Source organism: Herbaspirillum sp. GW821-FHT09A12, from assembly GCF_059418325.1.
This window is the reverse complement of the sequence record NZ_JBWKPR010000002.1, coordinates 801052-826908: the sequence shown is the minus strand read 5'-3', so window position 1 is coordinate 826908 and position 25857 is coordinate 801052. Positions and strand designations below refer to the sequence as shown.

15 protein-coding genes are annotated in these 25857 nt (G+C 64.1%); 10 read left to right on the top strand and 5 right to left on the bottom strand.

What is annotated here, in order from left to right:
* The first annotated feature begins 319 nt into the window (after window positions 1-319).
* The 7 genes from AC07N6_RS08715 (at window position 320) to AC07N6_RS08685 (ending at window position 11876) form a co-directional block, all read left to right on the top strand.
* Window positions 320-2095 carry a methyl-accepting chemotaxis protein gene (locus AC07N6_RS08715; RefSeq protein WP_494779911.1) on the top strand — a complete coding sequence of 592 codons (1776 nt, stop codon included), beginning with the start codon at window positions 320-322 and terminating at the stop codon, window positions 2093-2095.
* 215 nt (window positions 2096-2310) lie between these two features.
* A complete protein-coding gene (gene smc / locus AC07N6_RS08710) occupies window positions 2311-5841 on the top strand; it encodes a chromosome segregation protein SMC (protein ID WP_494779910.1) in 3531 nt (1176 codons plus the stop codon).
* A gap of 262 nt (window positions 5842-6103) precedes the next feature.
* Window positions 6104-7396, top strand: coding sequence for a cell division protein ZipA C-terminal FtsZ-binding domain-containing protein (locus AC07N6_RS08705; RefSeq protein WP_494779909.1), 1293 nt, complete (start codon window positions 6104-6106; stop codon window positions 7394-7396).
* A gap of 19 nt (window positions 7397-7415) precedes the next feature.
* Entirely contained in the window at window positions 7416-9476 is a 2061-nt protein-coding gene (gene ligA / locus AC07N6_RS08700; protein ID WP_494779908.1) for an NAD-dependent DNA ligase LigA, read from the top strand.
* 102 nt (window positions 9477-9578) lie between these two features.
* Entirely contained in the window at window positions 9579-10469 is an 891-nt protein-coding gene (gene galU, locus AC07N6_RS08695) for a UTP--glucose-1-phosphate uridylyltransferase GalU (RefSeq protein WP_494779907.1), read from the top strand.
* 100 nt (window positions 10470-10569) lie between these two features.
* Window positions 10570-11106: a peptide deformylase gene (gene def / locus AC07N6_RS08690; protein WP_494779906.1), complete on the top strand. Its 537-nt coding sequence runs from the start codon at window positions 10570-10572 to the stop codon at window positions 11104-11106.
* Window positions 11107-11303: 197 nt separating this feature from the next.
* Window positions 11304-11876, top strand: coding sequence for an AAA family ATPase (locus tag AC07N6_RS08685; protein WP_494779905.1), 573 nt, complete (start codon window positions 11304-11306; stop codon window positions 11874-11876).
* Window positions 11877-11934: 58 nt separating this feature from the next.
* On the opposite strand, the gene cphA is transcribed toward AC07N6_RS08685, so the two are convergent.
* Window positions 11935-14505 carry a cyanophycin synthetase gene (gene cphA, locus AC07N6_RS08680; protein ID WP_494779904.1) on the bottom strand — a complete coding sequence of 857 codons (2571 nt, stop codon included), beginning with the start codon at window positions 14503-14505 and terminating at the stop codon, window positions 11935-11937.
* A gap of 57 nt (window positions 14506-14562) precedes the next feature.
* Window positions 14563-16761: a cyanophycin synthetase gene (locus AC07N6_RS08675; RefSeq protein ID WP_494779903.1), complete on the bottom strand. Its 2199-nt coding sequence runs from the start codon at window positions 16759-16761 to the stop codon at window positions 14563-14565.
* 718 nt (window positions 16762-17479) lie between these two features.
* Between AC07N6_RS08675 and AC07N6_RS08670 the strand changes: the two genes are divergently transcribed.
* Together AC07N6_RS08670 and AC07N6_RS08665 are read left to right on the top strand one after the other, a co-directional pair.
* Entirely contained in the window at window positions 17480-19759 is a 2280-nt protein-coding gene (locus AC07N6_RS08670) for a cyanophycin metabolism-associated ABC transporter (protein ID WP_494779902.1), read from the top strand.
* Between the two features lie 2 nt (window positions 19760-19761).
* Window positions 19762-20259, top strand: coding sequence for a cyanophycin metabolism-associated DUF1854 family protein (locus AC07N6_RS08665; protein ID WP_494779901.1), 498 nt, complete (start codon window positions 19762-19764; stop codon window positions 20257-20259).
* A 36-nt stretch (window positions 20260-20295) separates the two neighbouring features.
* On the opposite strand, the gene AC07N6_RS08660 is transcribed toward AC07N6_RS08665, so the two are convergent.
* The 3 genes from AC07N6_RS08660 to map form a co-directional block, all read right to left on the bottom strand.
* A complete protein-coding gene (locus AC07N6_RS08660; RefSeq protein WP_494779900.1) occupies window positions 20296-21042 on the bottom strand; it encodes a pseudouridine synthase in 747 nt (248 codons plus the stop codon).
* A 115-nt stretch (window positions 21043-21157) separates the two neighbouring features.
* Window positions 21158-23710 carry a [protein-PII] uridylyltransferase gene (locus AC07N6_RS08655; RefSeq protein WP_494779899.1) on the bottom strand — a complete coding sequence of 851 codons (2553 nt, stop codon included), beginning with the start codon at window positions 23708-23710 and terminating at the stop codon, window positions 21158-21160.
* Window positions 23711-23928: 218 nt separating this feature from the next.
* Window positions 23929-24753 (bottom strand): type I methionyl aminopeptidase, encoded by an 825-nt coding sequence (gene map, locus AC07N6_RS08650; RefSeq protein WP_494779898.1) that lies wholly within the window; start codon window positions 24751-24753, stop codon window positions 23929-23931.
* Between the two features lie 288 nt (window positions 24754-25041).
* Between map and rpsB the strand changes: the two genes are divergently transcribed.
* Window positions 25042-25785, top strand: coding sequence for a 30S ribosomal protein S2 (gene rpsB / locus AC07N6_RS08645; protein ID WP_141915339.1), 744 nt, complete (start codon window positions 25042-25044; stop codon window positions 25783-25785).
* Window positions 25786-25857 lie beyond the last annotated feature (72 nt).

The following is a 25857-nucleotide window of genomic DNA, read 5'->3' as shown; positions in this document are numbered from 1 at the left end:
GGCCGGGCCGGCATGCCGCCGACGGCCTTGGGCAAAGCGCTGGGGGAAAGCTCGGAATTATACCGTCATTAACAGGGGCCGATGAAGCGCCGCGGCCGTTGAAAGCTTGATGGAATGGCACGAAAGCGCTAGCGGAAGGCCGGCCGGCAAGACGGGCTGTCAATGATTCAATCGCAACAATCGCGGGGGCGATGGCGGTGTATTCATGCGATTGTCGGGCTTGCTTGTGGCGTATTGTTGCAATTCGCCAAAATAATCATCCAAGAAATACTCATTCCCGGCGCTCTTTGGCGCCGGCAGCCTGTTGCGGAGAAAACTAATGAAAAGCCTCAAAGCACAACTCCTGTTCGCGCTCGTCGTCATGTGGATAGGCTTGTTGACGCTTGCCGCATGGTCCGCCTTCAGCGCGCGGGAAAACATGGTCAATGAGCGCAAGGAAGGCCTGCGCCGTGTGGTGGAGGCCGCCAATGGCGTCGTCTCCAGCTATGCGAACGACGTCGCCGCCGGCCGCATGCAGCAGGCCGATGCCCAGAAGGCCGCATTGGAGCGCATTTCCTCCATGCGTTACGACGGCGACAATTACCTGTTCGTGTTCGACTCCGCGCCGGTGGTGCTGATGCATCCGACCAACAAGAACGTGGTCGGCAAGAACGTGGCCGACCGCAAGGATTCGGACGGCAAGCTCTACTACGTCGAGATGGTCAAGGTCGGCAAGGAGCAGAAGCAGGGCTTTGTCGAATACATGGGGCGCCTGCCCGGCGCCGACGACAATAACCGCACCCGCAAGCTGAGTTACCTGGTCCATAACGAAACCTGGGACTGGTATCTGGTCACGGGCGTGTTCCTCAACGACATTGAAGCGAAATTCCGTTCCGACCTGTTCAAGTTGCTGGGCATCCTGCTGGTGGTGGGGGTGGTGGTCTCGGCCATGATGCTGGCCATCATCCGCCGCATCACGCGCAGCCTGGGCGGCGAGCCGGCCTATGCGGTCAATATCGCCACCCGCATCGCCGCCGGCGACCTGACGGTGCGCGTCGATACGCGTCCCGGCGACACCAAGAGCCTGTTGTACGAAATGGCAACCATGCGTGAACGCCTGGCGACGGTGATCAAGGGCATCCACCACGGCACCGATGCCATCGATATCGGCGCGCGCGAGATCGCCGCCGGCAACCTCGACCTGTCCTCGCGCACCGAACAGCAGGCCGGCTCGCTGGCCACCACCGCCTCCAGCATGGATTCGCTCACCTCGACGGTGAAGCAGAACGCCGACAATGCGCGCCAGGCCGGCCAACTGGCCAACAGCGCTTCCGATATCGCCAGCCGCGGCGGCGACGTGGTGGGGCAGGTGGTACAGACCATGGAGGGCATCACCGAAAGCTCGCGCAAGATTGCCGACATCATCGGCGTGATCGACGGCATTGCTTTCCAGACCAACATCCTGGCGTTGAACGCGGCGGTGGAAGCGGCGCGCGCCGGCGAGCAGGGGCGCGGCTTCGCGGTGGTGGCTTCCGAAGTGCGCAGCCTGGCCCAGCGCAGCGCGCAGGCGGCCAAGGAGATCAAGGCCCTGATCGAGGATTCGGTGCAGCGTGTGGGCAGCGGTTCGGACCAGGTGGCGCGCGCCGGCCAGACCATGGGCGAAGTGGTGTCCGCGGTGCGGCGCCTGACCGACATCGTCGGCGAGATTTCGGCGGCATCCGAAGAACAGCGCAATGGCATCGAACAGGTCAACCACGCGATCGGCCAGATGGACCAGGTAACGCAGCAGAACGCGGCATTGGTCGAACAAGCCGCCGCGGCCGCCGGTTCGCTGGAAGAACAGGCGCGCCGCCTCAAGCAGGCGGTGGCGGCATTCCAGGTCGAAGAGGGCGCCGATGCGGTTGTGCCGCCGGCGCCGGTGACGACATCCCCGGCGCCATCGTCGTCGACGGCGGCGGCCCATCGGCCGGCGGCCGTTGCCAGGCCTGCCGCACCGAAAGCGCCGCCGGCCACGCCCAAACCCAGGCCGGCTGCCGCCGCGCCTTTGCCGGCGCCGAAGTCGGCGCCTGCCAAGGGCAAGCCAGGCATCGACGATGGCGAGTGGGAGACCTTCTGATTGTCCTCGGGAAAAGCGGGGAGACGAGCTGGAAAGACGGACGGAAAGACGCCGCGGTTTGAAGCGCGGCGTCTTTTTGCATTGCCAGGCGCAGCGCTTGTCATCCGGCAAATGGCCTGCCATTTGGCCGAGTCGGGGGCCGGCGATGTTATGATACCGGGCTTTCCGGAAGCAAATTTTCCGCTTTCTGCCAACCAGTTCATTTTGTCGATAACGTGCGTCTAACTTCCATTAAATTGTCGGGATTCAAGTCCTTCGTCGAACCTACGCATTTCCAGGTTCCGGGGCAACTGGTGGGTGTGGTCGGGCCGAACGGCTGCGGCAAATCCAATATCATCGATGCCGTGCGCTGGGTCCTGGGCGAATCCAAGGCCTCCGAGCTGCGCGGCGAATCCATGCAGGACGTCATTTTCAACGGTTCCACCCACCGCAAGCCCGCCGGGCGCGCGTCGGTCGAACTGGTGTTCGACAATGCCGCCGGCAAGGCTGCTGGGCAGTGGGGGCAATATGCCGAAATCGCCGTCAAGCGCACGCTGACCCGCGACGGCACCTCGTCCTATTACATCAACAACCAGGCGGTGCGCCGTCGCGACATCCAGGACATTTTCCTCGGCACCGGCCTGGGGCCGCGCGCCTACGCCATCATCGGCCAGGGCATGATCTCGCGCATCATCGAGGCGCGCCCGGAAGAGCTGCGCATCTTCCTGGAAGAGGCTGCCGGCGTGTCCAAGTACAAGGAACGCCGCCGCGAGACCGAGAACCGCCTGCACGACACCACCGAAAACCTGACCCGCCTGGAAGACATCCTGCGCGAGCTGAACGCCAACCTCGAAAAGCTGGAAGCCCAGGCCGCCGTGGCCAAGAAATTCCACGAGCTGCAAGGCGACCAGGAAGAGAAGCAGAAGCTGCTGTGGCTGCTGCGCAAGAACGAAGCCAAGAGCGAGCAGGAAAAATTCTTCAAGGAGATCGAACGCGCCCAGATCGACCTGGAAGAACAGACCGCCAAGCTGCGCCACGTCGAGGCCGAACTGGAACATATGCGCCAGGCGCACTACGGCGCCGGCGATCGCCTGCACCAGGCGCAGGGCCACCTGTACCAGACCAACTCCGAGATCGGCAGCCTGGAAGCGCAGATCAAGTTCGTCATCGAATCGCGCAACCGCCTGCAATCGCAGTTGAATTCGCTGACCGCCCAGCGCGACCAGTGGCAGCGCCAGGGTTCGCAGCAGCAGGATGAGCTGGCCGAGGCTGAAATCGCGCTGGAAGAGTTCGGCATGCGCGTCGAACAGTCGCAGCAGGCGGTGCAAGACGCCAATGAGCGCCTGCCGGCGCTGGAGCAGGCCTGGCGCGAGTCGCAACTGAAGACCACCGAGTCGCGCGGCAAGATCATGCAGGTGCAGCAGCAGATCGAGCTGCAGTCCACGCACCAGCGCAACGCCTCCAACATCCTCTCCGGCCTGGCCTCGCGCCGTGAACGCCTGATGCAGGAAAAGAACGGCTTGAGCATGCCGGACGACGTGCACCTGTCCAACCTCAGGCTGCAGCTGGAAGAAAAGCAGGCCTCGCTGGAAGAGGCCGGCATGTACCTGGAAGAAGCCCAGGAACAACTGCCGCGCCTGGAAGAGGAGCGCCGCGCCGCGCAGGAACTGGTCAGCAAGGAAACCTCGGCCAACGCCCAGCTGGAAGCGCGCCTGTCGGCGTTGAAGCAACTGCAGGAAAGCGTGCAGGCGCAGGGCAAGGTCCAGCCCTGGCTGGAGAAGCACGGCCTGGCCGAGCTGCCGCGCCTGTGGCAGAAGCTGCATATCGAATCGGGTTGGGAAACCGCGCTGGAAGCGGTGCTGCGCGAACGCATGTCGGCGCTGGAAATGTCCAACCTGGACTGGGCCAAGGCCTTCTTTTCCGACGCGCCGCCGGCCAAGCTGGCGCTGTACGCGCCCAATGCCGGCATCGCCCAGCCGGCGCTGCCGGCGGCCAATGGCCTCAAGCCTTTCATCAACCTGCTGCAACTGAACGACCCCGGCCAGCGCGCCTTGATGAACGACTGGCTCAGGGACGTGTATGTGGCCGACGACACCGCCATCGCTTTCGCCGAGCGTGGCAATCTGCCGCTGGGCGGCGTGTTCGTTACCCGCCAGGGGCATGTGGTGAGCCAGTCCAGCGTGCGTTTCTACGCATCGGATTCGGAGCAGGACGGCATGCTGGCGCGCCAGCAGGAAATCGAGAACATCACCAAGCAGCAACGTGCGCAATACATGCTGGCCGAAGAAGCCAAGGGCCGGGCGGTACGCGCCGAGGCGGCCTTGTCAGCTGCTTCGCAGCGCCTGCAGGAATTGCGCCAGCGGGTGGGCAGCCTGACCCAGTCGACGCACAGCCTGCAGATCGAAGTGATGAAACTGGCCGAAGTGCAGGAGCGCTTCAACCAGCGCAGCACCCAGATCGCCACCGACCTGGAAGAGATCGGCATGCAGGAAGCCGAGCAGCAGCAAGTGCAGGCCGAATCCGAGGCGCGTTTCGAGCAGCTCGATATCGAGCTGGCCGAGTTGCAGGAGCAGCATGAGAACGGCCAGACCGATTACCTGGGCAAGGAACAGCAGTTGAACGAATCGCGCACCCGCTTGCGCGAACTGGAGCGCGCCGCGCAGGAAACCGAATTCGCCGAGAAGTCCCAGCGCAGCAAGATCGAGGAATTGAAGCGCAGCATCGCCACCGCGCTGGAGCAGGCGGCGCAACTGTTCGCCAGCATGCAACAGGGCAGCCTGGAACTGGAAAGCCTGGACGACCAGGCGGCCCAGGCCGGTTTGCAGGAACTGCTGGACCGCCGCAGCGAGCAGGAGCGCGCGCTGGCCGACGCCCGCCACGAACTGGACCAGTTGTCGCAGCAGCTGCGCACGCACGAAGAGAACCGCATGCAGGCCGAGCGCAGCCTGCAGCCGCAGCGCGACCGCATCACCGAGCTGCAGTTGAAGGAACAGGCCGCGCGCCTGAACCAGGAGCAGTTCTCGGAAGCGCTGGCGCAGACCCAGGCCGACGAAGCCGCGCTGTCCGAAAAGCTGACCGCCGACATGCGGCCGTCCTACCTGCAAGGCGAAGTGACCCGCCTGACCAATGCCATCGCGGCGCTGGGCGCGGTCAACCTGGCCGCGCTGGATGAGCTGGCGACGGCCTCCGAGCGCAAGCACTTCCTGGATGCACAGCATGCCGACCTGAACGAAGCCATCACCACGCTGCAGGACGCGATCCACAAGATCGACATCGAGACCCGCGGCCTGCTGCAAGATACCTTCGACAAGGTCAACCACCATTTCTCGGAACTGTTCCCGGTGCTGTTCGGCGGCGGCCAGGCCAAGCTGATCATGACCGGCGACGAGATCCTGGATTCCGGCGTGCAGGTCATGGCGCAACCGCCCGGCAAGAAGAACGCCACCATCCACCTGCTGTCGGGCGGCGAAAAGGCGCTGACCGCGACGGCGCTGGTGTTCTCCATGTTCCAGCTGAACCCGGCGCCGTTCTGCCTGCTGGACGAAGTGGATGCGCCGCTGGACGACGCCAACACCGAGCGTTTCGCCAACATGGTCAAGCGCATGTCCGAGCACACCCAGTTCCTCTTCATCTCGCACAACAAGATCGCGATGGAGATGGCGCAGCAACTGATCGGCGTGACCATGCAGGAGCAGGGCGTATCGCGCATCGTGGCGGTGGACATGGATTCGGCGGCCAATTTTTCCAGCGCCGAGCAGGCCGCCTGAGGCGGCGCTGCGCGCCTTTGCCAGCTTGACAAGGCCGGGGTGGAACACTACCCTGAGAACCTTGTCATACAGCCCGGCCGGGGCGTTTTTCCTGGCCGGATTCGCCAGGTTTGACGTGCTTTGGCATGCTTTTTACGGCCTGCGGGCCATGAAAAATAACAACATTTATTCCTTCAATGAGTAGCTTTATCGAGCCGAACATGTTTCGCCGCGCCGCCCGAGCCGCGGCATTTTCGCCAGCCACACTGAAGGGGCAAGCAGCATGATGGATCTTCAGACCAGCCTGATCGTGATCGGCGGCGTCTTCGTCGTCGGCGTCATCTCCTACAACAAGTGGCAGGAACACAAGGCGCGCAAGACCGTCGAGCGCGCCTTTTCTTCATCGCACGACGACGTGCTGATGTCGCCGCAAGACCAGGACGCTCCCCAGGCGCCGGTAGCCGAACATACGGAGCATGCGGCCGGTTTCACGCCAGCCGCGGAAGCCTCGGACGAGCGCATGGAGCCCGGCTTGTACGACCTGCCCGAGCGCAAGCCGGTGCCGGCGCCGCTCAAGGCCTATCTGGACCAGGCCGAGTTCGAGCAGCGCGAACCTTATATCGGCGATGCGTCGCCGGCGGCCGATGCCGCACTGGCCGAGACCTTGGCCCAGGCGCCGCAATCGACGGTGGCGCAAGTCATCGCCGGCGCCGAAGAGCAGATCGAGTCGGCGCCGGCCTTCGCGTCGCCGCCGGAACGGCAGGTTCCGGCCAAGCCCAAGCGCGAATTGCCGGTGGACGAACTGATCGACTGCAACATCCCGATCGCATTGGAACACCCGCTGCGCGGCGACAAGCTGCTGCCGGCGCTGCAGAACCTGCGCCACGTGGGCAACAAGCCGGTGCATTTCATCGGCCGCAGCGCCGAAGGCGAGTGGGAAGCCGTCGGCCATGGCGGCGTCTATACCGCCTTGCTGGCCGGAGCCCAGTTGGCCAACCGCAGCAATGCGATGAACGAGATCGAGTATTCGGAACTGGTCATGCGCCTGCGCGACCTGACCGATACGCTGTCCGGCGAGCCTGAGCTGCCCGACATGCCGGACATCATCAAGACCGCCCAGGCCCTGCATCAGTTCATCGCCGACCATGATGTCCAGTTGAGCGTGAACGTGCGCACCAATGGCGCGCCATGGAGCCTGGCGACCTTGCTGGCGGCGTTGACCCGCCAGGGTTTCGACCGTCGCACCGAAGGCTACCTGGTGATGCAGGACGGCGAGGGCGAGGTGCTGTTCGCGCTCTCGACCAACGCCACCCAGGCCGACGAGACGACCGACCGCCTGACCTTGCTGCTGGACGTGCCGCGCGTGGCGCCTTCGCGCGACGGCTACGGCGCGCTGGTGGCTTGCGCCCGTTCGCTGGCCGCGCGCCTGGGCGGCACCATGGTCGACGACAGCAACCAGATGCTGTCCGACGCCGCGCTGGCCGATATCGCCGAGCAAGTGGCGGCGTTCTACAGCGCCATGGAGTCGGCCGACATTCCCGCAGGTTCCACGCGCGCGCTGCGCCTGTTCAGCTAAGGCCTTTCAGCCATTCAAGATGCAACCAGATTTGTTTTCCGCAGGTCCGCCCCCGCCAGGGGCGCCGGACTGGCTGGTTCGTGCGCATGCATTGCGCGACGAACTGAACCGGCATAACCACGCCTACTATGTGCTGGATCAGCCCAGCATCCCCGATGCCGAATACGATCGCCTGTTCCAGGAACTGCAGGAGCTGGAGACGGCGCATCCGGAATTGCTGACGTCCGATTCGCCCACCCAGCGCGTGGGCGGCGCGCCGCTGCCGCAGTTCGACCCGGTGCGCCACGATATTCCGATGCTGTCGCTGGGCAACGGTTTTTCCGACGAGGACATCGAGGCCTTCGACAAGCGCGTCATGGACGGCCTGGAGACGCTGCAGGAAGTGCGCTACGCCGCCGAGCTGAAGTTCGACGGCCTGGCGATCAGCCTGCGCTACGTCGATGGTCTGCTGGTGCAGGCCGCCACGCGCGGCGACGGTACTACCGGCGAGAACGTCACCGCCAATATCCGCACGGTGCGCGCCATTCCCTTGCGCCTGCACGGGACGAAGATTCCCACGGTGCTGGATGTGCGCGGCGAAGTGCTGATGTACAAGGAAGATTTCGCGCGCCTGAACCAGCGCCAGCGCGATGCCGGCCAGAAGGAGTTCGCCAACCCGCGCAATGCCGCCGCCGGCAGCCTGCGCCAGCTCGACTCCCGCATCACGGCGCAACGCACCTTGCGTTTTTTCGCCTATGGCATCGGCGTATTGGAAGGCATGGACATGCCGGCCTCGCATTCGGCGCTGCTGGACTGGTACCAGGCACTCGGTTTGCCGGTGTGCAAGGAGCGCGCCGTGGTGTCGGGCGCGGCCGGGCTGCTGGACTTCTTCCGCGGCATCGGCGAGAAGCGCGAGACGCTGCCCTATGAAATCGATGGCGTGGTCTACAAGGTGGATCGCCTGGACCAGCAAAAGCATCTCGGTTTCGTCTCGCGCGCGCCGCGTTTTGCGCTGGCGCATAAATTCCCCGCGCAAGAGGCGTTGACGCAGGTGCTGGAGATCGAGGTGCAGGTCGGCCGCACCGGCGCCATCACGCCGGTGGCGCGCCTGAACCCGGTGTTCGTGGGCGGCGTCACCGTCACCAACGCCACGCTGCACAACGAAGATGAAGTCCGGCGCAAGGATATCCAGGTCGGCGACACCGTCATCGTGCGCCGCGCCGGCGATGTCATCCCCGAGGTAGTGGCGTTCGTGCCGGAAAAACGTCCGGCCGATGCGCGTGCTTTCGTCATGCCTACCGCATGCCCGGTCTGCGGTTCGCCTATCGTGCGGGCCGAAGACGAAGCCATCGCGCGCTGTTCCGGCGGCTGGCTGAAGTGTTCGGCGCAGCGCAAGGGCGGCTTGCAGCATTTCGCCTCGCGCCGCGCGATGGACATCGAAGGCCTGGGCGAGCAACTGGTGGAGCAACTGGTGGACAGCAATATTGTCACCACCCCTGCCGACTTGTACCGTCTCGGGCTGCTGGCACTGGCCACGCTGGACCGCATGGCCGAAAAGTCGGCGCAGAACGTGCTGGCCGCATTGCAAAAGTCGAAGGCGACTACGCTGGCCCGCTTCATCTATGCCCTGGGCATCCGCCATGTGGGCGAGGCCACGGCCAAGGAACTGGCGCGCCATTTCGGCGCTTTGGATAAACTGCTGGCGGCCAGCGAAGAGCAATTGCTGGAAGTGGCCGATATCGGCCCGGTGGTGGCCAGCTCCATCCGCGCATTCTTCAGCGATGCGCTCAATGTCGAGCTGGTGGAGCAGTTGCGCGCGGTGGGCGTGCACTGGCCGGAAACGGCAGGGGCCGATAGCCAGCCCAAGCATTTGCAGGGCAAGACCTTCGTGCTGACCGGCACCTTGCCCAACATGTCGCGCGACCAGGCGGCGCAATTGATCGAAGCGGCCGGAGGCAAGGTGACCGGTTCGGTATCGAAGAAGACCAGCTATGTGGTGGCGGGCGCCGAGGCCGGCAGCAAGTTGGCCAAGGCCGAGGAGCTGGGCCTGCCGATCCTGGATGAGGACCAGCTCAAGGCCTTGTGCGCCGGGATGTCATGAAACGAACATAATTTGTTGTTCAAGATGTATTAAACTGCGCCCGATTCACGTCAACCGACGCAGATCGGGCCCGAAAAGATTACCTATCCTCAGGGAGCAATAATGATCAAGAAGATCAAGAAAGCCGTTTTCCCGGTTGCCGGACTGGGCAGCCGCTTTCTGCCGGCGACCAAGGCGCAGCCCAAGGAAATGCTGCCCATCGTCGACAAGCCGCTGATCCACTACGCCGTTGAAGAGGCGGTGGCCGCCGGCATCACCGAGATGGTGTTCATCACCGGCCGCAACAAGCGCGCCATCGAAGACCATTTCGACAAGGCCTACGAGCTGGAGAGCGAACTGGAGGCGGCGGGCAAGCAGAAGCTGCTGGAGATCGTGCAGAACGTGGTTCCCAAGAACGTCAATTGCATCTTCATCCGCCAGTCGACTCCGCTGGGCCTGGGCCATGCGGTCCTGTGCGCGCGTCCGGTGGTGGGCGAAGAACCGTTCGCGGTGCTGCTGGCCGACGACTTCATGGATACCGACAGCGGCGTCAAGCCGGTGCTGGCGCAGATGACCGATATCTACGCCCGCGAAGGCATGAGCATACTGGCGGTACAGGAAGTGCCCAGGGCCGAGACCAAGCAGTACGGCATCGTCAACGCCACGCCTTATCAGCCCGATCTCGAGCGCGTCAATGCCATCGTCGAAAAGCCGGCGCCGGAAGATGCGCCTTCGACGCTGGCCGTGGTCGGCCGCTATGTGCTGAACAACCGCATTTTCCATTGCCTGGAAAACATCGGCCGCGGCGCCGGCGGCGAGATCCAGCTCACCGACGGCATCGCCAAGCTGATGCAGGCCGAGTCCGTGCTGGCGTACCGCTACCAGGGCCAGCGCTATGACTGCGGCTCCAAGCTCGGTTACCTGAAGGCGATGGTGGCGATGGGCATGAAGCACCCGGAAACCGGCCCCGAGTTCAGCGAATACCTCAAGGAACTTGGCCGCAAAGCCGGATAAGGTCTGCGGCGGCGGCCGCAGCGGCAGCCGGCCGGATCGACGATAATGATGGGAGGCGCCCGGTTTTGCCGGGCGTCATTCTTTTGGGAGCAAGAAAGAGATGGCCATCCGCGACATCCTCAAAATGGGCGATCCCCGCCTGTTGCGCCAGGCGCAGCCGGTTATCCGGTTCGGCACGCCGGAACTGGCGCAACTGGTGGATGACATGTTCGAAACCATGCGCGCGGTCAACGGCGCCGGTCTGGCGGCGCCGCAGATCGGCGTCGACCTGCAATTGGTGATCTTCGGTTTCGGCAGCAACCAGCGCTATCCCGATGCGCCGCCGGTACCGGAGACGGTGCTGATCAATCCGCTGCTGACCCCGTTGTCCGACGCCATCGAAGATGGCTGGGAGGGCTGCCTGTCGGTGCCCGGCATGCGCGGCGTGGTGCCCCGGTGGAGCAGCCTGCGTTATCAAGGCTACGACCTGGACGGCAATGTGATCGACCGCACCGTCGATGGCTTCCATGCGCGCGTGGTGCAGCATGAGTGCGATCATCTGCTGGGCATCCTGTATCCGATGCGCATCCGCGATTTCTCGCAGTTCGGCTTTACCGAGGTGCTGTTTCCGGAACTCGATCCCAACCAGGACGATTGAGAACCTTCTGCAGTACGCACCATCCCGGCGGTCACGGGGATGGTGTGCATCCTTCCTTCTGCGGCATACGCTGCATCGATATTCCCCGTACCTATTCTCCGCAATTCTCTGGATAACATGCGTCCGACGCCATCGGGGGCATGTTATCCAATGAGTGAAATTCCGGGAGTCCATCCATGATCAGTCATCTTGAGCATTTGTGCATCGTCACCGGCGGCCCCGGTGCGGGCAAGACTTCCCTGTTGCATGCCTTGCAGGAACAAGGCCACGGCATCAAGGAGGAGGTCGGGCGCATCATCATCCGGCAGCAGATGGCGTCAGAGGGCAGCGCGCTGCCCTGGAAGGACAAACTGGCCTTTGCCGAGGCGATGCTGGCGGCGGAGGTCGCGCATTGCCGCGCACATGCCGTCCGGGCCAAGCATTCCATTGAGGGCATCGTCTTTTGCGATCGAGGCATTCCCGATCTCCTTGGATACCTGCGGCTGGAAGGCCTGGATAGTTTGCCGCAAGCAGCCGCGCTGCTTGCACTGGCAAGGCATGCGGCCAAGGCGTGGCGCTACTCCCGGCGGGTGTTCATCCTGCCGCCGTGGAAAGAAATCTATGAAACCGACCGGGAGCGCAAGCAAAGCTGGGAAGAGGCCGTCGCCACCCACGATGTGATGCGTGAGATCTATCAAGAACTCGGGTATCGCTTGCTGGAAGTGCCGGCGGGAAAGTTGGCGGAGAGAAGGGATTTCATTTTGCGCAGCGTGGGCGCCGGGCCCCAATAGAAAACGGCCGGCAGCGAGATTTCGCCGCCGGCCGTTCAGGCCTTGCCGGTCAGCCGTGTCAGGCTTCGGCCACGCGCATGTTGATGTGCGCCAGCGCCTCGTCGATCTGGTCGATCAGGATCAGGCACAGGTCGCCATCCTTGAGCGACGCCAAGGCGGTATCGATGGCCAGGAACTCGCCATAGATCTCCTTGATGTCGCTGGTGCGAGTGGCTTTCTCCAGGCCCTGGCGCAGCAGCGCGATCACTTCGCCGTCGACGCGGCCGCGCTGGCACTGGTCCTGGTACAGCACCACTTCGTCGAAGGCATCGCCCAGCATTTCGGTCTGCTGGGTGATGTCGGCGTCGCGGCGGTCGCCGGCGCCGCTGATGACCACCGAACGGCGCTTGGAGGGCATGCTGTCGACGGCCTTGATCAGCGCGGCGATGGCGTCCGGGTTGTGGCCATAGTCGGCAATCAGCGTGGCGCCCTTGTAGTCGAACAGGTTGAAGCGGCCGGGGGCAGTGTCGCTGTCGCTGATGAAGCTGTTCAGGGCTGCGGCGATGTGTGCCCAGTCCAGGCCCAGCGCCCAGGCGGCGCCCACCGAGGCCATCACGTTCTCGACCTGGAAGCCGATGCCGCCGTTGCGCGTGAGCGGGATGCCGGACAGCTTCAGGCGCTGCTCAAAGCCGCCTTGCGCGGCGACGATGGCATCGCCGTCGCGGTAGACGATGCGGTGTCCCTGGGCGCGGTGCGTGGCCATGATCGGGTGCTGCGGGTCGAGCGCGAAGAAGGTCACCGAGCCGGGGCAGGATGAGGCCATCTTCGCCACCATCGGGTCGGCCGCGTTGAGTACGGCAGTGCCGGTGGGCGCCACGTTCTCGACGATGACGCGCTTGACCACGGCCAGGTCTTCCACCGTGCTGATGTAGGACAGGCCGAGGTGGTCGCCCATGCCGATGTTGGTGACCACCGCGACATGGCAGCGGTCGAAGCCCAGGCCTTCGCGCAGCACGCCGCCGCGCGCGGTTTCCAGCACGGCGGCATCCACGTCCGGGTGGAACAGCACATTGCGGGCGCTGCGCGGGCCGCTGCAGTCGCCGGTGTCGATGCGCTGCTTGTCGATGTAGACGCCGTCGGTATTGGTCATGCCCACGCGCAGGCCGGTCTCGGCCAGCAGATGGGTAATCAGGCGCACGGTGGTGGTCTTGCCGTTGGTGCCGGCCACGGCCACCACCGGGATACGGCCGTCGTCGCCGTCTTCATACATGGTCGAGACGATCGCTTCGCCGACGTCGCGGCTCTTGCCGTAGGAGGGCGAGAGGTGCATGCGCAGGCCGGGCGCGGCGTTGACTTCGACGATGCCGCCGCCTTGCTCTTCCATCGAGGCATGCACCGAGTTGCACACCACGTCGACGCCGCAGATGTCCAGGCCCACCATCTGCGCCGCGGCGATGGCGCGCGCGGCCATGTCGGGATGGACGTCGTCGGTGACATCGGTGGCGGTGCCGCCGGTGGAGAGGTTGGCGTTGTTGCGCAAGACCACGCGCACGCCCTGGGCCGGAATGGCTTCCGGGTCGAGATGCTGGCCGGCCAGCACCGAGATGGCGATGTCGTCCAGGCGGATCTTGGTCAGCGAGGTGGCATGGCCATCGCCGCGCAGCGGGTCGGCGTTGACCTGGTCGATCAACTGGCGGATGGTGTGCACGCCGTCGCCGATGACTTGCGGCGGGTCGCGCCGCGCCGCGGCCACCAGCTTGTTGCCGATCACCAGCAGGCGGTAATCGTGGCCGTGCAGGTAACGCTCGACGATGACTTCGTCGCTGATGCGCGCGGCATTGGCGAAGGCTTGCTCGATTTCGGCGCGGCTGCTGATGTTGACCGCCACGCCCTTGCCCTGGTTGCCGTCCAGCGGCTTGATCACGACCGCGGCGCCGATCTCTTCAGTGGCCTTCCAGGCATCTTCGGCGGTGGTGACCACGCGGCCGTTGGGCACCGGCACACCGGCCGCGTGCAGCAGCATCTTGGTCAGGTCCTTGTCCTGCGCGATCGATTCGGCGATGGCGCTGGTGTTGCTGGTTTCCGCGGCCTGGATGCGTTTCTGGCGGCTGCCCCAGCCGAACTGCACCATGCTGCCCTGGGTCAGGCGGCGGAACGGGATACCGCGCTTGATGGCGGCATTGACGATGGAGCCGGTGCTGGGGCCCAGGCGCACGTCCTCGTCCAGCTCGCGGATGCGCGCCAGCGCACCGGTCAGGTCGAATGGCGTATCGGCTTGCGCGGCCCGGCACAACTCCAGCGCCAGATCGAAGGCCAGGCGGCCGACTTCCTCTTCGCTGTATTCAACCACTACCTGGTAGACGCCGGTCTCGATGGTGGAGACGGTGCGGCTGAAGGTGACCGGGCAACCGGCCTGCGACTGCAGCGCCAGCGCGGCCGAGGCCAGCGCATGCGCCATCGACACCACCTGCTTGCCGCCATCGGGTTCGAGGAAGCCGATCTGCGGGAAGCGCGCGCGCAGGCGCACTTCGAAGCCGGGCATGTCGTTCACCACCTGTTCCGCGGCGGGACAGGAGACGATGGCTTCGATGGCGGTGTGTCTGCACCAGAGGTTGGGGCCGCGCAGTGCGCGAATGCGTGATACGTCCATGGACAATTTTCCTGAGTGTCTCTTGAGTGGTGTTTTTACTGACTGCTGGTGCCGCGTTCAGGCGGCCTGCGCCTTGAATTTGAAGCCTTGCTGCTCGGCCTGTTCGGTGCCGAACAGCTCGATGCCGGCGCGGATCACCTCGGGGCCGATGCCCAGCGCCCAGGCGGCGCCCACTGCGGCCAGGACGTTCTCGACCTGGTAGGCCACGGCGCCGTTTTCGGTCAGTGGGATGGCGTCCACCGAACTGACCTTGAACTCGCGCTCGCCGGCGGCCTGGATCAGGTCGCCGCCGCGCAGGAACACCGCGCGGCCGCCGTCCTTGAGGTGCGCGGCCAACAGCGGCGACTCCGGGTGGACGCCGAAGAAGATCACTTCGCCGTCGCACAGCTGGGCCATGTCGGCCACCAGCGGGTCGTCGGCGTTGAGCACGGCCGCGCCGTCCGGCAGCACCAGGTCGATCTGGGTGCGCTTGACCTTGGTCGCCATCTGTTCGGCGTTTTCGATGTAGTACTCGGGCAGGCTGTCGTCGGGGTCGATGTTGGCCACCACGCCGACCAGGCAACGGTCGTAGGCCAGGCCTTCGGAGAGGATGGAGACGCTGCCGTTCTCGAACACGGCGGCTTCCACCGCGCGGTTGAGCAGGACGCGATGGGCGGCGCCCCAGTTGGCGCGGTTGCCGCGCTCGACCACGCGTTCGCCGAAATACAGGCCGTCGCCGCAGGCCAGGCCGACATGCTTGCCGGAGAGGTGGATGATGCGGGCGATCAGGCGCGAGATGGTGGTCTTGCCGTGGGTGCCGGTGACGCCGACGATGGGGATACGGCCGTTCTCGTCTGCGCCGAACAGGTTGTCGAGGATGGCTTCGCCCACCGGGCGCGGCTGGCCTTCGGAAGGCTTCAGGTGCATCAGCAGGCCGGGGCCGGCGTTGACTTCGACGATGGCGGCGCCTTGCTCGGCCAGGGGGCGCGAGATGTCTTCGGCGACGATATCCACGCCGGCGATATCCAGGCCGACGATGCGCGCGGCCAGCGAGGCGGCGGCGGCGACGCTGGGATGAACCTTGTCGGTGACGTCGGCCGAGACGTTGCCGTTGCGCAGCAGCAGGATGCGGCGGCCGGCGGCCGGCACTGACTCGGTGCTCAGGCCCTGGCGTTGCAGTTCCAGCACGGCGGCCGGTTCGCGTTCCAGCAGCACCGGGTCGAGCAGGTGTTCTTCCAGCAGGCCGCGGCGCGGGTCGCGGTTGAGTTCATCGAGCAGCTCCTGCACCGTGGACTTGCCGTCGCCGATGATGAAGATCGGTTCGCCGCGCGCGGCCGCGGCCAGCTTGCCGCCGACGATCAGCAGGCGGTGTTCCAGGCCCGGCACATAGCGTTCGACCAGCACGCCGCTGCCTTCTTCCAGGGCGGCCTTGTAGGCGGTCTCGATTTCTTCGCGGGTGTTGAGGTCGATGAAGACGCCACGGCCGTGGTTGGCGTCGCAAGGCTTGACCACTACCGGCAGGCCGATGTCTTCGGCGGCGTCCCAGGCGTCTTCCGGGCTGTCGACCAGGCGGCCTTCAGGTACGCGCACGCCGCAGTTTTCCAGCAGGGTCTTGGTCAGGTCCTTGTCGCGCGAGACGCTCTCGGCGATGGCGCCGGTCTGGTCGGACTCGGCGGTCCAGATGCGGCGCTGCTTGCAGCCGTGGCCGAGCTGCACCAGGTTGCCTTCGGACAGGCGGATGGTGGGGATGCGGCGCTCGTCGGCGGCATCCACGATGCAGGCGGTGCTGGGGCCCAGGCAGAGCTTGTCGACCATGCGGCGCAGCTTGGCCAGCGTGGCCTCGAGGTCGTAGGGCTGGTCTTCGATGGCGGCCATGACCAGGTCGCGCGCGGCGTAGAGGGCGGCGCGGGTGACCGTTTCATGGCGGGCGCGCACGACTACCTTGTAGACGCCGCGCACATTGGTCTCGCGCGCCTTGCCGAAGCCGCCCGGCAAGCCGGCCAGGTTTTGCAGTTCCAGCGTGACGTGTTCCAGGATGTGGCCGGGCCAGGTGCCTTCTTCCAGGCGCTTGACGAAGCCGCCGCGCACTTCATAGCTGCAGCGGTGTTCGATCAGGGTGGGCAGCCAGGTGGTCAGGCGCTGGTTGAACCCGGGCAGGGTATTGGACGGAAAATCTTCCAGTTCGCCGATGTCGATCCAGACTTCGAGGGCCGAACGGTAGGTCCAGATGTTGGGACCTTGCAAGGGCAGGAAACGGAGGAATTCGATATTTTTCATGTCTGGATGATGTGCCGCGTAATGTGCCGTTTGTTGTACCGTTTGTTGATGATTGCTGTTGCGCCAATGTTTTGCTGTATTGTTGCTTATTTGCAAGTAATGGTCAGTATTTCGTCAGAATAGCCCATGCCCCACTAACGCATCGGGGCACGATTGGTTTACTGTCGCGGCAAAAAGGTCGATAGCGCGGGCTTCTCGGCCAGTATTGTCTCAGACTGTCTCCCGCCCATGGCGTGAATTTCGCCGCGCCGCGGCCGTTGTCGCATCCGCTGGGAAAGGGTTCTCGACGATCCGGCCCGGCGTCCACCGTTTTGGGGTGTCTTGCGTTATGAATGCTAGGGCCTGTTGACATTCAATTTGCGAGATGCGTTGCCCCCAGAATGCGGGGTGGCAAGGCGCCCGGCCTGACTGGTGGTGGCCCCACCAGTCAGGCCGGGCAACGCGGCCAGCGCGCATTCTGGGGGCAACCCTCCGGGAACGGCCATCAGGCGTCGCCTGCCGTTGTTGTGGCTCCTTGCCGTAGCACCGCTACGACGCGTCGCCACGCCTAGGCAGGCAACGCCTGATGACCGTTCGCACTCGCAAATTGAATGTCAACAGCCCCTAGTGAGCGCTATAATCGCGCGCTGTTCATGGCCGGACGACGCTTCCGGCCGCGCTCCGACTTTGTACTTTGCAGATTGCCAATCGCTCGCATCGGGCCCAACGTTGCCGTTAAATGACTATTGATTCCCATCCTTCCGCCATCGCCAGCTTGCCCGAACGCTGGGGAACGGAAACCGCAGCCCGCCTGGCCGCCAACGAAAAGATCGTGGCCTGGCTGGAGTTGGATCTCGACTCGCAATTGCAATTCAGGTCTTCGCTGGTGCTTGCCACCGAAACCCGCTTGCTGGCCAACACGCCGGAAGGCACCGTCTGGCAGGAGTGGGTTTACCGTCCCGAACTTTCCTTGAAGCATGTCGACCATGCCGGCGTCGGCACGCTGGAGCTATGCGATGAGCATGGCCGCCTGGCCGCCTGGCGCTATACGCTGGCGCAGAATCCGCAGGCGCTGCGCCTGATCAAGCTGTTCGAGCAGCAGCGCGACATGGCGGCATCCGGTGTGGCGCCGGAAGAAGAGGGCGGCGACATCTGCCCGCAGTGCAAGGCGCCCATTCCAGAGGGGCAGGAAACCTGTGCCATCTGCCCCGAGGTCAAGGAAGCGCCGCCGTCGACCTGGGCGCTGTTCCGCCTGTCGCGCTTCGCCAAGCCTTACAAGGGTTCGCTGCTGCTGGGCTTCCTGCTGACGCTGGCGTCGACCGCCGCCACGCTGGTGCCGCCGTACATGACCATGCCGCTGATGGACAATGTGCTGATCCCGTTCCAGAACGGCGCGCCGATCAACACCCACCTTGCCATGCTGTACCTCTCCGGCCTCCTGGGCGCGGCCTTGCTGGCCTGGGGGCTGGGCTGGGCGCGCACCTACATCCTGGCGCTGGTGTCCGAGCGCATCGGCGCCGACCTGCGCACCAGCACCTATGAGCACTTGCTGCGCCTGTCGCAAGAGTATTTCGGCGGCAAGCGCACCGGCGACCTGATGGCGCGCATCGGCTCCGAGACCGACCGCATCTGCGTGTTCCTGTCGCTGCACCTGCTGGATTTCGCCATCGATGTGCTGATGATCATCATGACGGCGGCCATCCTGATCTCGATCAACCCGTGGCTGGCGCTGGTCACCTTGCTGCCGTTGCCGTTCATCGCCTGGATGATCCATGTGGTGCGCGACCGCCTGCGCCACGGCTTTGAAAAGATCGACCGCATCTGGTCGGAAGTGACCAATGTGCTGGCCGACACCATTCCCGGCATCCGCGTGGTCAAGGCCTTCGCGCAGGAAAAGCGCGAGGTGGCGCGTTTTCGCGAGGCCAACCGCCACAACCTGGTGGTCAACGACCGCGTCAACAAGATCTGGTCGCTGTTCACCCCGACCGTGACCTTCCTGACCGAAGTCGGCTTGCTGGTGGTGTGGGTGTTCGGCATCTGGCAGGTATCGAACAACCAGATCACGGTGGGTGTGCTGACCGCCTTCCTGGCTTACATCAGCCGCTTCTATACCCGACTCGATTCGATGAGCCGTATCGTGTCGGTGACGCAAAAGGCGGCCGCCGGCGCCAAGCGTATCTTCGATATCCTCGACCACGTTTCCAGCGTGCCCGAGCCGGCCAACCCGGTGCACCTGGCGAACGTGAAGGGCGCCATCGAGGTGCGCAACATCGGTTTCCGCTACGGCAACCGCGCGGTGATCCGCAACATGAGCCTGTCCATCGCGCCGGGCGAGATGATCGGCCTGGTCGGCCACAGCGGCTCGGGCAAGTCGACTATGGTCAACCTGATCTGCCGTTTCTATGACGTGTCGGAAGGCGCGATCCGCATCGACGGCGTCGACATCCGCTCGCTGCCGATTTCGGAATATCGCCGCAACATCGGCCTGGTGCTGCAGGAGCCTTTCCTGTTCTTCGGCACCATCGCCGAGAACATCGCCTACGGCAAACCGGAGGCCACGCGCGAAGAAATCGTGGCCGCCGCCCGCGCGGCGCATGCGCATGAATTCATCCTGCGTTTGCCGCAGGGCTACGACTCGCTGGTGGGCGAACGCGGCCAGGCCTTGTCGGGCGGCGAGCGCCAGCGCATCTCGATCGCGCGCGCGCTGCTGATCGACCCGCGTATCCTGATCCTGGACGAGGCGACCTCGTCGGTCGACACCACCACCGAGAAGGAAATCCAGAAGGCGCTGGACAACCTGGTGCAGGGCCGCACCACGATTGCCATTGCCCACCGCTTGTCGACGCTGCGCAAGGCCGATCGCCTGGTGGTGCTGGATCGCGGCCAGGTGGTGGAGGTCGGCAACCATGAGGAACTGATGGCGCGCGAAGGCCACTATTACAAGCTGTACCAGGCGCAGGCGCGCAACCCCGAGGGCGAGGCGGAAGTCTCGGTCAGCCAGGCCGAGGGAGGAGAATGAGCATGACCACGATCCCAACCATAACGGCAACGCCGTTGGCGTCTATCGCCTTGCGCCGCAACAGCTTCGGCCGGCTGGTCTTCATCGGCGCCGACGGCATTGAGAGCGAGAATGTGATCCCGGTGCGGGCGTTTCCGATCGGGGCGCCGGACCACGGCATTTCCATCGTCAGCAGCGACGGCCACGAGCTGGCCTGGATCGAGCGGCTGGAACAGGTCGGCGCGGAAGTGCGCGCCCTGATCGAAGAGGAATTGGCCAGCCGCGAGTTCATGCCGGAGATCCTGCGCATCGTCGGCGTTTCCACCTACGCCACCCCCAGCGACTGGACGGTGGAAACCAGCCGCGGCGTCACGACGTTTACCTTGAAGGGCGAGGAAGATATCCGGCGCTTGCCGCAGTCGGCCTTGCTGATCGCCGACAGCCACAGCATCCAGTTCCTGGTGCGCGACCTGAAGGCGCTGGACAAGCACAGCCGCAAGATCCTGGATCGCTTCCTCTGATCCGGGCGCCAGCGGTCGGGGCATGCGGGGGCAGGGTCAGAACTGCTCGTCCGGCCGCAGATAGCGCCATTGCCCGGTGGGCAGCTCGCCCAGCTTGACGCCGCCGATGCGCACGCGCTTCAGGCCGATCACCTTCAGTCCCACCATGTCGCACATGCGGCGGATCTGGCGCTTCTTGCCTTCGCGCAGGACGAAGCGCAACTGGTCTTCGTTCTGCCATTCCACCTTGGCCGGCTTGAGCGGCTTGCCATCCATGATCAGGCCGTGGTTCAGGCGTTTGAGGTCATGCTCCGGCAGCTTGCCGGGACGCGTGTACTTCACGCGCACCAGGTATTCCTTGTCGACTGCGGAATCCTCGCCGATCAGGTGTTTGGCAATGCGCCCGTCCTGGGTCAGCACCAGCAGGCCCACCGAATCGATATCCAGGCGTCCGGCCGGCACCAGGCTGCGCAATTGCTTGGGATGGAACTGCATCTCGGCCGTGTCTTCCTGCCAGCGCGATTCGGCATTGACCAGCACTACCGCCGGTTTGTAGCCGTCCTCGGCCTGGCCGCTGACATAGCCCATGGGTTTGTTGATCAGGATGGTCACGCGCTGGGATTGCTCGGCGCTGGCCTGGCGTTCCACGGTGACCTTCTGGTGCGGCAGCACCTTGCTGCCGAGCACCGATACCACCACGCCGTCCACGCGCACCCAGCCTTTTTCTATCCACTCGTCGGCTTCGCGGCGCGAGCACAGGCCGAGTTCGGACATGCGTTTGGAGAGGCGGACGGGTTCGGTCATGAAGGGCCTTGCAAATGCGTAAAGATGCCGGCGGGCGGCGAGGGTGAGATTGTACGGCCTGGGAGCCGGCGCGCCAAGGCTGGGCGCCGGCCGATGACGATGATGCCGGAGCGGCTCAGATGCGCAGGGTCTTGAGCAGCTCGGTTTCCAGCATGATCTGGTTGCGCGGCTGGTTCAGCCCCGGGCCGTCGATCAGGAACACGTCTTCCACCCGTTCGCCCAGGGTCATCACCTTGGCGGTGTGCAGGTTGATCTTGTACTTGGCCAGCACGTTGGAGATCGAGTACAGCAGCCCGGCGCGGTCGTTGGCCGAGACCGACAGCAGGTAGTACTGCCCGCGCTCGTCGGGGCGCAGGTCGACCGCCGGGTTGACCGGGAAGGTGCGCGACAGCCGCGACAGGCGCGCCTTCGACGGCGCCGGCAACGGCGCGTCCGACTTCAGCAGCTCGCCCAGTTCGTGCTCGATCAGGTTGATGATGTCGCGATAGTTCCTGGCGAATACCGGCGCATTGATCAGGAAGGCGTCCAGCGCGTAGTTGCTCTGGGTGGTGTGGATCTTGGCGTCGAAGATGCTGAAGTTCTTCTCATCGAAATAGCTGCAGATGCGGGCGAACAGGTCGGGGCGGTCGGGCGTGTAGACCGCGACCTGCACGCCTTCGCCGATGGGGGCCAGGCGGCAGCGCACCAGCGGCACGTCGGTGTCGATCTTGTCGTAGAAGCAGCGGGTCTGCCAGGCGATGTCGGAGGCGTCGTGGCGCAGGAAATAGGCCACATCCAACTGCTTCCAGAACTTCTCGTGGGCGTCGGCCGGCAGGCCGTACAGGCGCAGCGTCTTGATGGCTTCCTGCTGGGTGTTCTTCAGTTCGCGGTCGGCCGAGGGCGCTTCGCCGCCCAGCACGCGCAGCGTCATGCGGTACAGGTCTTCCAGCAGCTTGCCTTTCCAGGCGTTCCATACCTTGGGGCTGGTGCCGCGGATGTCGGCCACGGTCAGCAGGTAGAGCGCGGTCAGGTGGCGCTCGTCCTTGACCATCTGGGCGAATTGCGAAATCACGTCGGGGTCCGACAAGTCCTGTTTTTGCGCCACATGCGACATGGCCAGGTGCTGTTCGACCAGGAACACGATCAGTTCGGTGTTTTCCTCGGAAATGCCATGCTGCTCGCAGAACTGGCGGGCGTCGGCCATGCCCAGCTTGGAGTGGTCGCCGCCGCGGCCCTTGGCGATGTCGTGGAACAGCGCCGCCACGTACAGTACCCAGTGCTGGGCGAAGTTGGCGATCAGTTGGCTGCAGAACGGGTATTCGTGGGCGTGTTCGCTCATGGTGAAGCGGCGCACGTTGCGCACCACCATCAGGATGTGTTGGTCCACCGTGTAGACGTGGAACAGGTCGTGCTGCATCTGGCCGACGATATGGCGGAAGTTCGGCAAATAACGCCCCAGCACGCTGGTGGCGTTCATGCGGCGCAGCGCGTGCATGATGCCGCGCTTGCCCTGGATGATCTGCATGAAGAGCCGGTGGTTTTCCGGATCGTTGCGAAAGGCGTTGTCGATCTTGAAGCGGGCGTGCCACAGCGCGCGCATGGTGCGCGCCGACATGTCCTTGAGTTCGGGATGCTCGGCCAGCACCAGGAACACTTCCAGCATGGCCGAGGGGGTCTTTTCGAATACGTCTTCGTGCGCGATATCGAGGAAGCCGTTGACCTCGTTGAAGCGGTCGTTGATGCGCTTGGGCACGACCTGCTGCGGGAACAGGTGAGCCTCGATGTTTTGCAGCAGGATGGTGTTGAGCTGGGTCACCGCCTTGGCGGCCCAGTAGTAGCGCTGCATCAGGTATTCGCTGGCGCGGCGGGTGTCGGTGGTCTTGAAGCCGAAGCTTTCGGCAATCGGCGTCTGGATGTCGAACACCAGGCGGTCTTCGCGGCGGTTGGTGTAGATGTGCAGGCGGATGCGGATGTCCTTGAAGGCGCGCTCCTTCTGGCGCAACTGGCGCGCTTCGGTGGCCGTCAGCATGCCGTGTTCGGCCAGCTTGCTCCAGGAGTCGCCCAGTCCGGCCGCCTTGGCCACCCACAGGATCACCTGCAGATCGCGCAGGCCGCCGGGACTTTCCTTGCAATTGGGTTCCAGGCTGTAGGGGGTATCTTCGTACTTGACGTGGCGCTGGCGCATTTCCAGCGTCTTGGCCTGAAAAAATGCCAGCGGATCGAGCGCGGCCTGGTAGCGCTCCTGCAGTTGCTTGAACAGCTTGCGGCTGCCGGTGACCAGGCGCGCTTCCAGCAGGCTGGTCTGCACCGTGATGTCGGCGGCCGACTCGTCCATGCATTCATCGATGGTGCGGATGCTGTGGCCGATTTCCAGGCCGATATCCCAGAACAGTTGCACCAGCGATTCCAGTTTCTCTTTTTCCGCGCCTTCGGCCGCCCTGGCCAGCAGGATCAGCACGTCCACGTCCGAATGCGGGAACAGTTCGCCGCGGCCATAGCCGCCGACTGCCACCAGGGCGGCGTCGGCCGGCATTCCCAGTTCGGTCCAGGCCTGCGTGAGCGCTTCGTCGACATTGCGGCGCAGTTGGGTCAGCAACTGTTCCGTCTTGTGGTTGGACTGGAAGGCATCGATAGCTTGCTGGCGCGCAGCCTTGAGATGTTTTTTGAGCGTGACGGCTAGTGTCGGCATCGGCTTGGTGTTGTGGTTGGCGGAGGGTTGTCCGCTTGCTGGCGGCCTATGGGCCGCATCCCCATGCGGCTCGCTTTCCTTAGCAGGTTTCATGCCGAATACCCCGCAGGCGCGCGAAATGCCGCGGTTGATCCTGAAACGCTGCGGCGGAAATGGCGATGGCCAAATTGTCGCTCATCGTCATTTCCGCCGGAGGTGGCAGCCGGTTGGATAAAGGGTTAGGCGGGCGCCGTCGCCAGGTTCTGGATGAAGGCGGGCGGCGCCGGCATGCCGGGCGAAACCGTCAGCACCTCAAAACCGGTCTCGGTGACCAGCACCGTATGTTCCCACTGCGCCGACAGGCTGCGATCCTTGGTCTTGATGGTCCAGCCGTCACCCATTTCGCGGATTTCGCGGCGGCCGGCGTTGATCATCGGCTCGACGGTGAAAATCATGCCGGCCTGCAACTTTTCCAGCGTGCCGGGGCGGCCATAGTGCAGCACTTGCGGTTCTTCATGGAACACCTTGCCGATGCCGTGGCCGCAGAATTCGCGCACCACGCTGTAACCGGCCTTTTCGGCATGCTGCTGGATGACGTGGCCGATGTCGCCCAGGTGCGCGCCCGGCCTGATCTTGGAAATGCCCAGCCACATGCATTCATAGGTGATGTCGGTCAGGCGGCGCGCCAGGATGGACGGTTCGCCCAGGTAGAACATGCGGCTGGTGTCGCCGTGGTAGCCGTTCTTGATGACCGTGATGTCGATATTGAGCACGTCGCCGTTCTTCATCACCTTGTCGCCCGGGATGCCGTGGCAGATCACGTCGTTCAGCGAGGTGCAAATGGCCTTGGGGTAGGGCGTGTAGCCGGGCGGGCAATAGTTGAGCGGGGCCGGGATGGTGTCTTGCACATTTGTCATGTACTCGTGGCACAGGCGATCGATTTCGCCGGTGGTCACGCCGGGTTTCACGAAGGGGGCGATGTAGTCCAGTACTTCGGCGGCCAGGCGGCCGGCCACGCGCATGCCTTCGATGTCTTCAGCGGTCTTGATGGTGATGTTGCCCATGTTGTATCGTAATTCGCAGGAAAATCGTCAAGTAGGGATTATAGTCGAGAGGCTGCCGGCGCGTCGGCAGGCAGGTATGCCATGTTGAAGTGATGCTTGAATAAAATGGCGTAGTTAAGTACAATCTCGGGCTAACCTGAAATCAGGTTGGAGGGCAATGTGATTGGCGTAAGCTGCATGTTGCCTTATTGAAATGTATTTTTGAAACGCGAATCCGTTCGCCAAAGGGTGTCTGGCTGCATGAGCCGGATGACCGAGCGGATTCCAGACCTAACCCTGGAGAAATTCATGTCCGTTACCATGCGTGAAATGCTGGAAGCCGGTGTCCACTTCGGCCACCAAACCCGCTTCTGGAACCCCAAGATGGCCCCGTTCATTTTCGGTCATCGCAACAAGATTCACATCGTCAACCTGGAAAAGACCCTGGGCATGTACCAGGAGGCGCAAAAGTACGTGCGTCAACTGTCGGCCAATCGCGGCACCATCCTGTTTGTCGGCACCAAGCGCCAGGCGCGCGAAATCCTGGCTGCCGAAGCGCAACGCGCCGGCGTGCCTTACGTCGACCAGCGCTGGTTGGGCGGCATGCTGACCAACTTCAAGACCATCAAGACCTCGATCAAGCGCCTGAAGGACATGGAAGCTGCCATCGAAGACGGTTCGGTCGAGAAGCTGTCGAAGAAGGAAGCGCTGCTGTTCAGCCGCGAAAAGGAAAAGCTGGAGAAGTCCATCGGCGGCATCAAGGATATGGGCGGCATCCCTGACGCGATCTTCGTGATCGACGTCGGCTACCACAAGGGCGCCATCACCGAAGCCGCCAAGCTGGGCATCCCGGTCATCGGCGTGGTCGATACCAACCACTCGCCAGAAGGCGTGACCTACGTCATCCCGGGCAATGACGACTCCGCCAAGGCGATCGCGCTGTACGCCCGCGGTGTGGCTGACGCCGTGCTGGAAGGCCGTGCCAATGCCGTCAACGAAGTGGTCGAAGCCGTCAAGGGCGACGAGTTCGTCGAGGTCAGTGAACAGGCGTAATTCCGCTTTCGCTGGTGCAGTACAAAAAGGGGTGACAGCGATACGCGCAGTGGCCCCTTTTTTTTGAGTCGA